The following is a 15,215-nucleotide window of genomic DNA, read 5'->3' on the forward strand; positions in this document are numbered from 1 at the left end:
ATAATGACAACACTTTATGCAATTTATGGGGCTTCAGGCTGTGGACGCAGTCTAATGCCTGTGGCGCGTCAGCAATTGGCACGTGATCAAGACAACTCTGAAATTGTCTTTATTGATGATGCCCTCACTGAAATGGGCATAGTGAATGGTCATCGTTCCATGAACTATCAGACCTTTTTAAATGAAACAGCATCGAAAAAATACGTGCAAATTGCGATAGCCAATAGTCGGGTGCGTGAAAAAATTGCCCATCGTTTAGAGGCTGACGGTATTCAGTTGTGGTCAATTAGGGCGGATAACGTGATTGTGATGGATGAAGCACAGATCGCTGAGGGTTCGGCCTTAAGTCCATTTGTCAGCATTACTTCCAATATTAAAATTGGAAAATGCTTCCATGCTAATTTATATAGTTATGTGGAGCATGATTGCATCATTGGGGATTTCGTTACCTTTGCACCAGGCGTAAAATGCAACGGCAATATCCACATCCATGACTATGCTTATATTGGCGCAGGTGCCATGATTAAGCAGGGCACGCCCGATCAGCCATTAGTCATTGGTGAAGGAGCGATTATTGGTATGGGCGCTGTGGTCACCAAAAGCGTGCCTGCGGGTGTCACGGTGGTCGGCAACCCTGCACGTATTGTGCAACCCAAATAGATTTTAAACTCCATTTTTAGACTGAGAAAACTCCATGTTAAACAGTGCATTTGAGCCTTGGCCGAGCTTTACCCAAGCAGAAGCCGATGCGGTATCAAAGGTCCTTTTGTCCAATAAAGTCAATTATTGGACGGGGCAGGAATGCCGTGAATTTGAAAAGGAATTTGCACAGTTTGCAGGAACGAAGCATGCGGTTGCCGTAGCGAATGGTACGGTAGCACTGGATTTAGCTATCAAAGCCTTAGGCATTGGCACAGGTGATGATGTAATTGTCACGTCACGTACCTTTTTAGCTTCGGCAAGCTCGATTGTCACAGCAGGGGCTAATCCAATTTTTGCCGATGTCGAACTCGACTCACAAAATATCTCACGCCGTACCATCGAAGCGGTACTTACACCGAATACCAAAGCCATTATCTGTGTGCATTTGGCAGGTTGGATGTGTGATATGGATCCGATCATGCAATTCGCCGAGGAAAAAGGCATCTTCGTGATTGAAGATTGTGCCCAAGCGCATGGTGCAATGTATAAAGGCAAATCTGCGGGTTCAATCGGACATATTGGCGCATGGTCATTCTGCCAAGACAAAATTATGACCACCGGTGGTGAAGGCGGAATGGTCACCACCAATGATGAAAATCTTTGGAAAAAAATGTGGTCATACAAAGACCATGGCAAAAACTTTGATAGCGTCTATAACAAACAACATCCACCGGGTTTTCGTTGGTTGCATGACTCTTTTGGGACCAACTGGCGCATGATGGAAATGCAGGCGGTGATTGGCCGTTTGCAATTGAAACAGATGCCAAACTGGACAGTGAAACGCAATGCTCATATGGCACGTATCCAAGCGGTGTTTGAACAGAGTCCTTATTTCACTGTTGCGAAGCCATCGTCTGATTATGTGCATGCTGCTTATAAATGTTATGTACAAGTCAACGTGGACGCTTTGCCTGAAGGCTGGTCACGTGATCGCATCATGGCAGAAATTTCAGCGCAGAATGTGCCGTGTTTTAGTGGTTCATGTTCAGAAGTGTATTTAGAACATGCTTTTGAAGGTACACCGTGGCGTCCTGAACAACGATTGGAGAATGCCAAAGCTTTAGGAGAAAGTAGTCTGATGTTCTTGGTGCACCCAACGTTGTCTGAACAAAGCATTCAACAGACGCTTGATGCGATTCAAAGCGTGATCGCGAAGATTCAGGCTAAAAACAGCGTATAATCATGCCGTGCTTTTTAGCCCAAGATAGCTGAGCCTTAATGAAAGATTTTATTCGTTCTATTGCATCCTTACCGCGTCGCCAAAAACAGGTAGTTTTGGTGACCATGGATATGTGTATGTTGCCACTGATGATGTGGCTGGCCTATGCTATTCGTTTGGCACGTCCAAATGTGACGGTGATGCAAGGGCTAGAGGCTTGGTATATCTATGTGGCGATCTGTGGTGTGGTAATTTTTGCCTTACTCGGGATTTATCGCGCCATTGTTCGATCCTTTAACGAAGATTATTTACTGCGCATTTCGATTGGCACATTCCTGCAAATCGTGGCTCTATATTGCATTAAAAAACTGGATGTGGCCTTTATTCCGATGAGTATTCCACTGATGTATGGCTTTATGCTGTTTTCATACATGTGGTGGAGTCGTGCGGTGATTCGTTATGCGACTTTAAAAACCTTTGCCAAAAAACAAAGCCGTAAACGTGTCGCGATTTATGGTGCAGGGCTCGCAGGACAACAAATTGCAGCCGCTTTAAATCGTTCCGATGATTATTTACCTGTCTGTTTTATTGATGATAAAAAATCATTGCGAGGTCAGTCTTTAAGTGGATTAAAGATTTATTCACCGAAAAAAGCGCAAAAGAAAATCAGCAAATTTGGTATTGAAGAAGTTTTACTTGCCATGCCATCGGTGGGGCGTGCCCGTAAAAAGGAAATTATTGAATCCTTTGAAGCCACTGATGTGAAAATTATGGAATTACCGGGTGTGACACAACTGGTTGATGGAAAAGTCAAAGTTTCTGATATTCGTGAAGTGGATATTATTGATTTACTCGGTCGTGATCCTGTACCACCGAAGCCTAAGCTACTAGAAAAAAATATTAAAAATAAAGTAGTAATGGTCACAGGGGCAGGTGGTTCAATCGGCTCTGAACTGTGCCGTCAAATCGTGAAGCATCAACCGAAATTGTTAGTATTGTTTGAAATGTCCGAGTTTGCCTTGTATTCGATTGATCGAGAATTGCGGACTTCAGGCATTAAGGTCATTCCTGTTTTAGGTTCTGTCACAAATCAGGCCAGATTAGAACGGATATTACAACAATATGGTGTGCAAACGGTTTATCACGCTGCAGCCTATAAGCATGTACCATTGGTTGAAGCCAATCCTTTTGAAGGGATTTACAATACCTCGATTGGGACACAACGTACTGTGGATGCTGCAGTTGCACAAGGTGTTGAAACTTTTGTTTTAATTTCTACAGACAAAGCTGTGCGCCCGACCAATGTCATGGGCGCATCTAAACGTATGGCAGAGCTATATTGTCAGGGTTTGGCATCAACGAATCCAAAAACTCAAATTAGTATCGTCCGCTTTGGTAATGTTTTAGGTTCGTCAGGTTCAGTAGTGCCACTATTTAAGAAGCAAATTGCACAAGGTGGGCCTGTGACGGTGACGCATCCTGAAGTGACACGTTACTTTATGACCATTCCTGAAGCTGCGCAGTTGGTGATTCAGGCGGGTGCCATGGGTACAGGTGGCGATGTGTTTTTATTGGATATGGGGGAGCCTGTAAAAATAGTCGATTTAGCCAAACAAATGATTCGTTTAAGTGGTTTTCGACCGATGGATGAAAATGGGGTGGGGGATATTGAAATTCAATTTATTGGGTTGCGTCCAGGTGAAAAGTTGTATGAGGAGTTGTTGATAGATCAGGACGGTGTTGAAAAAACAGGGCATGAGCGGATTTTAAAGTGTTTTGAGAAATTTTATAAACATGCTGAAATATCGAATGTTTATAATGAATTTAATGAAATCATGAGGGATGAAAATAAAGCTCAATTTATGAGGATATTACGAACTTATGTAGATGGATTTGTACATTCATAATGTTAAAAAACAACACTAAAACATGGGTTTTGTCAAAAAACAAAGACAACAAAGATGGTTTTTACTATAATGTGTGGAAATCTGTAAGTGAACTCTTACTAATTATATAAGTAGATGAAATAAGCCAGTAATAGGATTAGAAGTCTGAAATGCAAGTTTTTTCTAAAAAGATATTTTCTAATTCCCTATGGATGATGCTTGAAAAAGTGATTTCCATTTTTGGTTTAATTTTTGTGAATGCATTGATGGCGAAATATATAGGGCCTGAAAATTTTGGTAAATTAGCTTTTACCACTTCTATTTTTTTATTTGTACAGACCTTGGCATGGTTTGGTGCTCAAAATATTCTATTTAAAAGATTTAGCCAAAATGCTCAATCTGGATTAAAGCTAGCTATATCCACTCAAAAAATGCGACAATTTTTGTGTATGTTAGTTTCTGCGATCGCTCTGGTATATTTATGGCTGTATACAGATCCGCTCACCTTTATATTTGGACTAGGCAATTTTATAGCAAGCTATTTTATAGTGAGTGACTTTTACACAACTTATAATAATAGTCAGTTAATTTCCTATGTAAATGCCATTTCAAACACCATTGGTTTAGCTGTAGCTTTAATTTTAAGATTTTTGCTTGTTTATTTTGAAGCAGAACCTTACACCATGGTCTATCCTATTATTATCATTGCATTGATTCCATATTTACTAAGAAAAATTTACTACCATCAGCAAAACAAGAGAATTTATGTTGCACATACAAAAAAATATAATAAATATTTATTTTTTACGGGTGGTAGTTTAGTTTTTTCAACATTATCTATTGTTCTTTATACACAAATTTCAAATATATTTTTGGTGAAGTTTGCTTCCTTTTCAGAATTAGCCATTTATAACGTTGCTATGACTTTGGGTGGAGCTTGGGGCTTTGTAAACTTAGCTTTAATTACAAGTTTTTTTTCCAAAGTTTATGAAGAAAAGCAATTTGAAGTTCAACAAAAAATTTTAAAGCAATTACATATCATTGTTCTTCTAATTTCAGGTTGTGCACTTTCAGGTGTATTGTGGTTAGGTGAGTGGGTTGTAGCATGGCTATATGGGGCTGAATATCTTCTATCATCAGATATACTTCCTTATATCGTTATAGGTACCGCATTGTCATCACTAGGTACAATTAGCTACCGTTATATGATTGCATTTAATGCTTATAAATATTTAGCTATTAAAATGTTTAGTATGGCTATTTTAAGTATAGGAATTTCATATCTTTTGATAAAAGAATACGGTATTTTGGGGGCAGTAATGTGCTTTGTTAGTGTGGAGTTAATTTCCTTAACAATAGCTAATTATTTTTTCAAAAAAGGAATTATTTTTAAAATGCATGCAAATATTCTATGGGGTAAGCTATTTAAATGAAATACTTAAAATTTTTATCATTATTTTCTCCAAAACTACATGCTAAGTTTTTATTTTTAATTTTTTTTGGTAAATGGTTGTTTTTATCTAAAAGTAAAGTAAAAACCCTTAATGAAAAAATTCAGTGGCTTAAGTTTAATGAGTACTATAAAGAAATTTATACTAAATGTGCTGATAAATATTTAGTAAGACAATATGTTATAGAAAAAGGTTGTTCTGAAATTTTAAATCCTTTAATTGGTGTTTATAAAAGCTATGAAGACATAGAATTTGATAAATTACCTGAAAAGTTTGCTTTAAAATGCAATCATGGAGCAGGTTTCAATGTTATTGTTGATGATAAGCATAAAATTGATAAAGAAGTTATTAAGTCCAAGCTTGATAAGTGGATGAAAACTGATTTTTCTTTGGTTTGTGCTGAACCACATTATAAAAAAATTCCTAGAAAAATTATTTGCGAGGAGTTCTTAGTTAATGAATTTGGGCAATTTCCAGATGACTACAAGTTTTACTGTTTTGATGGAGTACCAAAATATGTAATGCTTTGTCAAGGCCGTAAAAATGCTGAAACTAAATTTTATTACTTTGATATGGATTGGAATTTGGCTCCTTTAAGTAAGGACTCTTTAGATGCAATTAATCAAAACATAAAAATAGAAAAACCAATTGCGTTTGATGAGATGAAAAAATATGCATATAAGCTTTCATCAGACTTTAAATTCGTAAGAACTGATTTTTATCATGTAAATGGAAAGGTGATTTTTGGCGAGTTAACTTTCACTCCTTCTGCTGGATTAGATCGAGATAGGTTGGAAAAAACAGATTTACTTTTAGGTGATTTATTAAATTTAGGTTAATGGAATATTTATGAATATTTTGATTATAGGTTCAGGGAATTGTGGTATTACATATGCTGCAGATTTAACATTGAAAGGTCATAAAGTATCTTTGCTTAAAAGCTCATCTAGAGATTTCGATGTTAAAACAAAATATATTATTGAAAATAATAATACTTTATTATTTAAAGATGGCGGTAAGTCAAAAAAAGTAAAAATATCTAAAATCACTAATTCATATGATGAAGCATTTTTGGAAGAAAGAGATATTATTATTATATGTTCTCAAACAAATTATCATGAGGAAATAGTAAAAAAAATAAAACCTTATATTGTTAATACTGATGTAGTTTATATTCAACCTGGATATGCATCTACTGCATATTTTATAAAAAATAATATACAATGTACAATTGTAGAAGCGCAAAGTTCACCAATTGATTGTCGTGTTACAAGTAATGGTGAAGCTGAAGTATTGTTTAAAAATGTTAGAAATCCTATAGGCATCTATCCAAAACAAAATTTAGATACTGCTAAAATAAAACTTGATCAATTGAATTTTAATTTTGTTTATCTCAAAAATATTTTTGAAGCTGCTTTACATAACCCTAATCTGATTGTACATACTATTGGTGCAATTATGAGTATTCCGAGAATTGAATATTCTAAGGGGGATTATTGGATGTATAAAGAAGTTTTTACCCCTAGTGTTTGGAACTTAGTAGAAAATTTAGATCAAGAAAAAAATAATATACTTTTAAGTTTAGGACTTCCTAAACTAAGTTATGTAGATGCATGTAAATACAGGAATTTCCATGATCTATCAATTGACTCCAAATCAGCTTTTTTTGATTATGCAATGAATCATTCTCCAAAAGGCCCTGATATTAGTAATTCTAGATATATTACTGAAGATGTATCACAGGGCTTAGTTTTACTAGAATCTTTAGGGAAATTGTTAAGCGTAGAGACACCATTAGCTACATCACTAATTAATTTAGCTAATTTCTCATTGAACAGAGATTTTCGCGTAAATGGTAGAACAGTTCAAAATTTGGGATTAACAGCAGAATTAATAAACCTTCTGGTAAAGGAATAAATATTTTGAAAATTACAGTCGTTGGAACAGGCTACGTAGGATTGTCAAATGCTGTTCTTTTTGCGAAGCAGCATCACGTCATTAGTTTGGATATTAATTCTGCACGTATTGATTTAATTAATCAAAAAAAGTCACCCATAGCAGATGACTATATTGAACAAGCATTAAGTGAACAAAAGTTGAATTTAACTGCAACCTTAAATGCTGAGCAAGCATACAAAGATGCCGATTATATTATTGTTGCAACGCCGACAAATTATGATGCGGAGACAAATTATTTCGATACATCCTCGATTGAAAATGTTATTGCTCAGATTTTACCGATCAATACTACAGCAACGATTATTATCAAATCGACAATACCAGTGGGATATACGGCACAGTTAAAGGAAAAATTTAGAACTAATCAAATTGTATTTGTTCCAGAGTTCTTACGTGAAGGCAAAGCACTTTACGACAATTTATATCCATCTAGAATTATTGTGGGTGAAAAGTCTGAGCGTGGTGCAGCGATTGCTCAGCTTTATTTAGATGCAACCATCGAAAAAAATGCTCCAACACGTTGTATGGATTCGACGGAAGCAGAAGCAGTTAAATTGTTCTCTAATACATATTTAGCAATGCGTGTGGCTTATTTTAATGAGCTTGATACTTATTGTGCGAAACACGATTTAGATAGTTTTGATATTATACGTGGTGTAGGTTTAGACCCACGTATTGGGCAACATTATAACAACCCATCATTTGGTTATGGTGGCTATTGTTTGCCAAAAGATACCAAGCAGCTTTTGGCAAATTATAAAGGTGTGCCACAGAACTTAATTCAGGCGATCATTCACTCAAATCAAACACGTAAACAATTTATTGTTAAAGAAATTTTGAAAAAGCGCCCTGACGTAGTTGGCATATACAGGCTCACTATGAAAGCGGGTTCCGATAATTTTCGTGATTCAGCTATTCAGGATATAATACGTGAATTAGAGGATTACGATATTAAGATTATTGTTTATGAACCGACATTGAATTGTACACACTTTGAAAATTATAGTGTTATAGATGAACTATCTGAATTTATAAAAAAATCTGATGTAATTTTAGCAAATCGTATGCACGAAGAATTAGGCTCGGCAAAAGCTAAAGTTTATTCACGCGACCTCTTTGGGGAAAATTAAGGAAATACTATGAATATAATTGTCACAGGAGGTGCGGGTTTCATTGGTTCTGCTGTCGTACGTCATATTATAAAGAATACAGATCATCATGTATTAAATGTCGATAAACTTACTTATGCTGGAAATTTAGAATCCTTAGCGTTGATTGAATATAATGAACGTTATCGTTTTTCACAAACTGATATTTGTGATCGTACAGCATTAGATCAACTTTTTGCTGAATTCAAGCCTGATGCTGTAATGCATTTGGCTGCTGAATCACATGTAGATCGTTCAATTTCTGGACCGGCAGATTTTATTGAAACCAATATTATTGGAACGTATCAATTACTCGAAGCTGCTCGACATTATTGGAACACTTTAGAGGAAGCAAAAAAACAAGCTTTCCGTTTCCATCATATTTCAACCGATGAAGTATATGGCGATCTCGAAGGAACTGATGAATTATTTTTAGAAACTACTCCTTATGCACCGAGCTCTCCTTATTCGGCAAGTAAGGCAAGTTCAGACCATTTAGTCCGTGCATGGCATCGTACCTATGGTTTGCCTGTAGTTATTACAAATTGTTCAAACAATTACGGACCTTATCATTTCCCTGAAAAACTCATTCCTTTAATTATTCAAAATGCATTAGCAGGCAAAGCATTACCTGTGTATGGTAATGGTCATCAGATTCGTGATTGGCTGTTTGTTGAAGATCATGCACGTGCTTTATATAAGGTCGTGACTGAAGCTCGTGTAGGTGAAACCTATAATATTGGTGGACATAATGAGCAAAAAAATATTGATGTTGTAAAAGCAATTTGCGAGTTACTCGAAGAGTTAGCACCGAATAAACCACAAGGTATTAGTCACTACCAAGATCTTATTACATACGTGACAGATCGCCCAGGACATGATTTACGGTATGCAATTGATGCGTCAAAAATCAAAAAAGATTTAGGTTGGGTACCACAAGAAACTTTCGAAACTGGACTACGGAAAACAGTTGAATGGTACTTGAATAACCAAGAATGGGTTCAGCATATACAAAGTGGTGAGTATCAGAACTGGATTAAACAGCAATATCAAACTGTAAAGGCCTAATGAGTAAAATGAAAATCTTGCTGCTAGGTAAAAATGGTCAAGTCGGTTGGGAATTGCAACGTGCATTACAGCCACTTGGTGAAGTGATTGCTTTAGATCGTTCTATCAATGGCGATGGTCTATGTGGCGATATTGCAAACTTTACGGTGATTGAGCATGTATTAAAGCAAGTACAACCTGATATTGTTGTAAATGCCACTGCTTATACAGCTGTAGATAAAGCCGAAGCTGAACAAGATCAAGCGGATCTGATTAACCATCTTGCAATTGCACATTTGGCAGAACAATGTAAACAGCAGAATGCACTGTTAATACATTACTCAACAGACTATGTATTCAATGGGACGGGTACAAGTGCTTGGGCTGAAGATGATGTCAAAGCACCCATAAACTATTATGGACGTACTAAACGTGATGGTGAAATTGCTTTAGAAAATAGCCAAGTGCATTTTATCAATTTCCGTACTTGTTGGGTGTATGGTACACATGGTCATAATTTTATTAAGACCATGCTTAAATTGGCGCAGACCAAAGAAGAGTTAGGAATTATTCAAGATCAAGTGGGTGTACCAACAGGCGCAGCGTTGATTGCTGACGTGACGGCACAAGTTTTGCGCTATTACACATTGCAGCCATCTGAACGACAGTTACAATTACATGGGCATTATCATTTGGCACCAACGGGTGAAACTACATGGTATGATTATGCTCAATATATTTTTGAGCAAGCTCGCCAAAGTGGTGTGAATTTAGCTATTCAAAAAGTAAATCCAATTGCGACCTTGGCTTATCCAACACCTGCTTGTAGGCCATTGAATTCAAGATTGAATACGCAAAAATTGCAGAAAACTTTTAAACTTCACTTACCAGAATGGCAGCAAGGCGTAGCTCAAGTAATGAATGAGATTTTAAAAACATGACAACTTCAATAAAGCGTAAAGGTATTATATTGGCTGGTGGTTCGGGTACGCGTTTGTATCCAATCACAATGGGAACATCTAAGCAGTTGCTTCCAATTTACGATAAGCCAATGATTTACTATCCTTTATCCGTATTAATGTTAGCTGGTATTCGTGAAATTTTAATTATTTCTACGCCTGAAGATTTGCCTAATTTTGAAAAATTATTAGGTACTGGTGAAGAACTAGGTATTGAATTATCTTATAAAGTTCAACCATCTCCAGATGGTTTAGCCCAAGCCTTTATTTTGGGTGAAGAGTTTATTGGCGATAACAATGTCTGCTTGATTTTAGGAGATAATATTTTCTATGGTCAGCACTTTAGTGATCAGCTAAAACGAGCAGCTCATCAAACCAGCGGTGCAACAGTGTTTGGTTATTATGTCAATGATCCAGAGCGTTTTGGTGTGGTTGATTTTGATGCTGAAGGGAAAGCATTAAGCATTGAAGAAAAACCAGAACAACCAAAATCGAACTATGCTGTAACAGGTTTATATTTCTATGATAACGATGTTGTAGAGATTGCAAAGAATATTAAGCCTTCACATCGCGGTGAACTTGAAATCACAGATGTAAATAACATTTATCTTGAAAAGAATGCTTTGAATGTCGAGGTTTTGGGTAGAGGATTTGCATGGTTAGATACTGGTACACATGATTCTTTACTTGAAGCGAGTCAGTTTGTCCAAACGATTGAAAACCGTCAGGGTCTAAAAGTTGCAAGTCTTGAAGAGATTTCATTCAACAATGGTTGGATTGATGCAACACAGCTGAAAGCCCGTGGAGAGTTCTTTAAGAAAACAAGTTATGGGCAATATTTGCTTAAACTATACCAGGAACATACGACTAAAGCGAAATAAAATCAAAGTGCCCAAATGGGCACTTTGTTCTTAAAAGATTATCTAAATTAGAGTTTGTGTTATGAATGTCATAGAGACCAACATTAAAGATTTGTTGATTTTTGAACCGCGTGTGTTTGGGGATGATCGTGGCTGGTTTATGGAAAGCTTTAATCAGCAGATGTTTGAAAAAGCTTTAGCTGATCGTGGATTAGATATCCCAACATTTGTTCAAGATAATCATTCTTTTTCAAAAAAAGGTGTCTTGCGTGGTTTGCACTATCAGTTAAATCCACACGCTCAAGGTAAATTAGTCCGCGTTGTTCAGGGGCGTGCTTGGGATGTTGCTGTTGATATTCGTAAAGACTCTGAAACCTTTGGTCAATGGGTTGGTGTGGAGCTAAGTGGCGAAAACCATAAACAATTTTGGATTCCTGCAGGTTTTGCACATGGTTTTATTGCCTTAGAAGACAATACTCAGTTTTTGTATAAGACAACGGATTATTATTCGAAAGAGTGTGAGCGTTCAATTGTTTGGAGTGATCGTGATATTGCTATTGAATGGCCACTTGAAAATCAACTAGAAGTGATTTTGACGGATAAAGATCGACTTGCTCTAAGTCTAAATAAAGCAGAAATTTTTTAAGTAGAGAAAATTGAATGAGTTATATACCTGATGCTATCAGTGTGGTTATTCCAACGTATAATAGAGCGAATTTAATTAAAGCATCGATACAAAGTGTGCTTGATCAGACTTTGCAGCCTTATGAAATCATTGTTGTAGATGATTTTTCTACAGATAATACACAAGAGGTTGTTAATTCATTTAATTCTCCTTTGATCAAATATGTAAAAAACCAAAGAAAAAAAGGGGCAAATGGTGCACGTAATACAGGTATATTAATGGCAAAAGGGGAGTTTATTGCATTTCATGATAGTGATGATATTTGGTTAAAAGATAAGCTTATAAAACAATTTGAAATTATTAAAGTGGATAAAAGTATTGATTTATGTTTTTGTAGCTTAAAAACTGAAACTAAAATAAAAACACCAATTATTGTTCCTAGAAGGAAAGTAAATAGTGATGAAATAAAGAACCTTCTATTACGTTCTAACTTTATTAGCACGCAGACAATTTTTATTAAAAAAAATATAGCAGTTAATAATCTTTTTGATGAAAACTTAAAGAGATTGCAGGATTGGGATTTTGTTCTACGGCTTTCTGATAAGAATATTCATCATTTAAATGAGGCGCTAGCAATTCAACATATTAATTTAGATAGTATTTCAAAGAATGTAAACGTGATTGAACCCTATAGGGAGATATTTGAAAAGTTTCCTCATATTAAGAATATAGGTATTTATAATAAGGTTGCTTATTTAAAAATTAAAATTAATGATGAGGGTTTTGTTTTGGATAAAATAAAACTTTTCTTTTTTAATATTTTTAAATTATTTGTTTATATTGTTAAGGTGATTTTCTAAGGTTGAATAATGGTTTTATATTTATCTATCTTATTTGTTATTTCAATATTTTATCTATTTTTTAGAAATAAAAATAAGATAATGGTTGCATTTTTTATATCTTTTTTTTCATCGATTTTACCAACCATTAGAAGTATTGAAGTAGGTACTGATACTAATGCATATATAAATATGTTTAGTAATAGACAATCTTTAGGGGATTGGCTAAGCCAGGGTACTGAATTGGGTTTTGCCTTATCAGTTAAAATTTTACAAACTATAAATATTAATGACTATTGGGTGTATTTTTTTTTCTATTCAATGATTTTTAATTTCTTGGTAATAAATTTTATATTAAAGCAGAGTAATTATAGATATTTGGCTTTAATATCTTTTTTCACCTTTAGTACTATTTATTTGATTCAATTTAATATTTTAAGGCAGGCATTAGCATTGGCGTTTTTTTGTCACGCTATTCCTTACTTGTTTTCTGAGAAGTATATCAAATACTATTTAACTGTTGTTTTGGCTTCTCTATTTCATAATAGTGCTATTATTTTATTTATTTTCCCATTTCTTTATAAGCTGTCAAATAAAAAAATTAAACATTTGTTGATTTTCCTTCCTTTTTTTGTTTTTTTGTTTTCTTTTTTTTATAAAGAAATAGTTAGCCATTATGCTTTAATAAGTGGTTTTTCTAGATATGAATATTATTTGGATAAGGTGGAAGAAAAAGGTGTTGGCTCAACTTTAATGTTTTTTGAGTATGTGTTTATATTTTTAATTCTTTCGATTTTTTTTAAGAGGATAAATTTAAAATATGATGAAGTTCATTTCAAATTTTGGTACTTAATGTTTTATATTTCTTTGTTGTTTAATTTTTCAATATTATTTATGGGTCTGCCGTATGAGGGACCAGGTAGAGTTTTAATATACTTTATGGTATCTTATCTTTTTGTATTGGGGTATATAGTTAAAATTTTTAATTACAGCCATAGATTATATGTTCAGATGATTATGGTTATGATTATGGTTCTACAATTTATACTAGTATTTAGTTTTACTACATATCATGGTGTATTTCCATATAAAATAAATAGTCAATTTAATATTTTTGGGTGAATTTGTTTTGAAAACGTATGCTTCAATTGTCATATATAAACATAGTTATAACGATTTAAAAGTAACTTTAGATAGTCTATGTGATTGTGAATCCATTGAAAAAGTTATACTTATTGATAATGATGAAAGTGATTGGGCTTCAAAGTTTCATCATCCCAAAGTCATATACGAAAAATCAGCAGGAAATTTTGGATTTGGTTATGGTCATAATCTTGCCATTCGAAAGTATGCAAAAGAAAGTGATTATTTCTTGATTTGTAATCCTGATATTCAGTTTATTCAAAGTGAATTTCAAAAAATTGTAGATTTTGCTGAAACCCGTACTGAAGGCTTATTCTTGCCTAAAATCGTGTACCCTAGTGGAGAAAATCAGTTCGGTGCGCGATTATTACCGAGTCCATTAAACCTCTTTGCACGCAGATTTTCATCTAAGTTGGCGGAGAGACTTGATCAAAATTATTTATTGAAAGATTTAGATCTTAGTAAATCTTATTTTGTACCTTATTTATCCGGCTGTTTTATGCTTTTTAAATCTAAATGTTTATTAGAATTAGATGGTTTTGATGAGCGTTTCTTTATGTATATGGAAGATATTGATTTATCAAGAAGATGTGCTGAAAAATTTGGTACAATCTACTATCCTCTTACAACAGTAATACATCATCATGAACAAGCTTCATATAAAAATGCTAAATTACTGAAAGCTCACTTAGAAAGTGCGATAAAATATTTTCATAAATGGGGATGGTTTTTCGATCCGAGTCGTGATCAATTGAATGCCAAATGTCTAGATCAGCGTATCTTAAAGATAAATAAACAATAGGATTTTCAAAAATGCTTAAGAGGTTTTTTGATCTACTTATTGCTACAATCGCAATTATTCTGCTTTTACCCATTTTTGCCTTTGTTGCTTATCAGGTTAGAAGAAAGCTAGGTTCACCGGTATTTTTTTTGCAAGAACGTCCAGGTAAAGATGCCAAAATATTTAAAATGATTAAGTTTCGATCAATGAAAGATACCTTTGATAAAAATGGTAACCCTTTGCCTGATGAAGATAGGATCACACCATTTGGTCAAAAGCTGCGCTCTACTACATTGGATGAAATGCCACAACTTATTAATGTGTTGAAGGGTGACATGAGTATTGTGGGCCCGCGTCCTCAAATGAAAGAGTTTTTGGATCACTATACGCCTGAACAAATGCGTCGACATGAAGTAAAACCCGGAATGACTGGTCTGGCTCAGGTCAGTGGACGTAATAATCTTTCTTGGGAAGAAAAATTTGAACTTGATGTAAAGTACGTCGAAACCCACTCTATTTGGCTTGATTTTAAAATTATGTTTAAAACAGTTAAGGTCATCCTGGCTAAAGAAGGGATTAATGCTCCTGATCAAAAGGTTGGAGCTGTGCGATTTTCAAGCCAAAATGAGTCTAAAGTTAAAGTGGGCTCTAAGTAA

General features: G+C 34.8%; 15 protein-coding genes. All 15 read left to right on the top strand.

Features of this window, described 5'->3' with window-relative positions:
- Window positions 1-3: 3 nt before the first annotated feature.
- The 15 genes from AC1M9F_RS10410 to AC1M9F_RS10480 all read left to right on the top strand — a co-directional run bounded on the left by AC1M9F_RS10410 (window position 4) and on the right by AC1M9F_RS10480 (window position 15,215).
- A complete protein-coding gene (locus tag AC1M9F_RS10410; RefSeq protein WP_481597724.1) occupies window positions 4-660 on the top strand; it encodes an acetyltransferase in 657 nt (218 codons plus the stop codon).
- 34 nt (window positions 661-694) lie between these two features.
- Window positions 695-1,882 carry a DegT/DnrJ/EryC1/StrS family aminotransferase gene (locus tag AC1M9F_RS10415; RefSeq protein WP_481597725.1) on the top strand — a complete coding sequence of 396 codons (1,188 nt, stop codon included), beginning with the start codon at window positions 695-697 and terminating at the stop codon, window positions 1,880-1,882.
- A gap of 38 nt (window positions 1,883-1,920) precedes the next feature.
- Entirely contained in the window at window positions 1,921-3,768 is a 1,848-nt protein-coding gene (locus AC1M9F_RS10420; protein WP_481597726.1) for a polysaccharide biosynthesis protein, read from the top strand.
- A 149-nt stretch (window positions 3,769-3,917) separates the two neighbouring features.
- Window positions 3,918-5,180: an oligosaccharide flippase family protein gene (locus AC1M9F_RS10425; protein WP_481597727.1), complete on the top strand. Its 1,263-nt coding sequence runs from the start codon at window positions 3,918-3,920 to the stop codon at window positions 5,178-5,180.
- Window positions 5,177-6,037, top strand: a complete 861-nt coding sequence (locus AC1M9F_RS10430; protein WP_481597728.1) for an ATP-grasp fold amidoligase family protein — start codon at window positions 5,177-5,179, stop codon at window positions 6,035-6,037. Before AC1M9F_RS10425 ends, AC1M9F_RS10430 begins: the two co-directional genes overlap by 4 nt.
- Before the next feature lie 10 nt (window positions 6,038-6,047).
- Window positions 6,048-7,115: an NAD/NADP octopine/nopaline dehydrogenase family protein gene (locus AC1M9F_RS10435; RefSeq protein ID WP_481597729.1), complete on the top strand. Its 1,068-nt coding sequence runs from the start codon at window positions 6,048-6,050 to the stop codon at window positions 7,113-7,115.
- Between the two features lie 5 nt (window positions 7,116-7,120).
- Window positions 7,121-8,287, top strand: a complete 1,167-nt coding sequence (locus AC1M9F_RS10440; protein ID WP_481597730.1) for a nucleotide sugar dehydrogenase — start codon at window positions 7,121-7,123, stop codon at window positions 8,285-8,287.
- Between the two features lie 9 nt (window positions 8,288-8,296).
- On the top strand, window positions 8,297-9,373 hold the full coding sequence (rfbB, locus tag AC1M9F_RS10445; RefSeq protein WP_481597731.1) for a dTDP-glucose 4,6-dehydratase: 1,077 nt from the start codon (window positions 8,297-8,299) through the stop codon (window positions 9,371-9,373).
- A gap of 8 nt (window positions 9,374-9,381) precedes the next feature.
- Complete coding sequence (gene rfbD, locus AC1M9F_RS10450; RefSeq protein WP_481597732.1) at window positions 9,382-10,293, top strand: dTDP-4-dehydrorhamnose reductase; 912 nt, start codon at window positions 9,382-9,384, stop codon at window positions 10,291-10,293.
- A complete protein-coding gene (gene rfbA, locus AC1M9F_RS10455) occupies window positions 10,290-11,192 on the top strand; it encodes a glucose-1-phosphate thymidylyltransferase RfbA (RefSeq protein WP_481597733.1) in 903 nt (300 codons plus the stop codon). Before rfbD ends, rfbA begins: the two co-directional genes overlap by 4 nt.
- A 61-nt stretch (window positions 11,193-11,253) precedes the next feature.
- The gene (gene rfbC / locus AC1M9F_RS10460) at window positions 11,254-11,817 is read left to right on the top strand and encodes a dTDP-4-dehydrorhamnose 3,5-epimerase (protein ID WP_481597734.1); all 564 of its coding nucleotides are present in this window, start codon (window positions 11,254-11,256) and stop codon (window positions 11,815-11,817) included.
- A 14-nt stretch (window positions 11,818-11,831) separates the two neighbouring features.
- Window positions 11,832-12,656, top strand: coding sequence for a glycosyltransferase family 2 protein (locus AC1M9F_RS10465; protein WP_481597735.1), 825 nt, complete (start codon window positions 11,832-11,834; stop codon window positions 12,654-12,656).
- Window positions 12,657-12,665: 9 nt separating this feature from the next.
- On the top strand, window positions 12,666-13,757 hold the full coding sequence (locus AC1M9F_RS10470) for an EpsG family protein (RefSeq protein ID WP_481597736.1): 1,092 nt from the start codon (window positions 12,666-12,668) through the stop codon (window positions 13,755-13,757).
- Window positions 13,758-13,764: 7 nt separating this feature from the next.
- A complete protein-coding gene (locus AC1M9F_RS10475; RefSeq protein ID WP_481597737.1) occupies window positions 13,765-14,580 on the top strand; it encodes a glycosyltransferase in 816 nt (271 codons plus the stop codon).
- Between the two features lie 11 nt (window positions 14,581-14,591).
- A complete protein-coding gene (locus AC1M9F_RS10480) occupies window positions 14,592-15,215 on the top strand; it encodes a sugar transferase (protein ID WP_481597738.1) in 624 nt (207 codons plus the stop codon).

The organism is Acinetobacter sp. ANC_7504 (genome assembly GCF_056779995.1).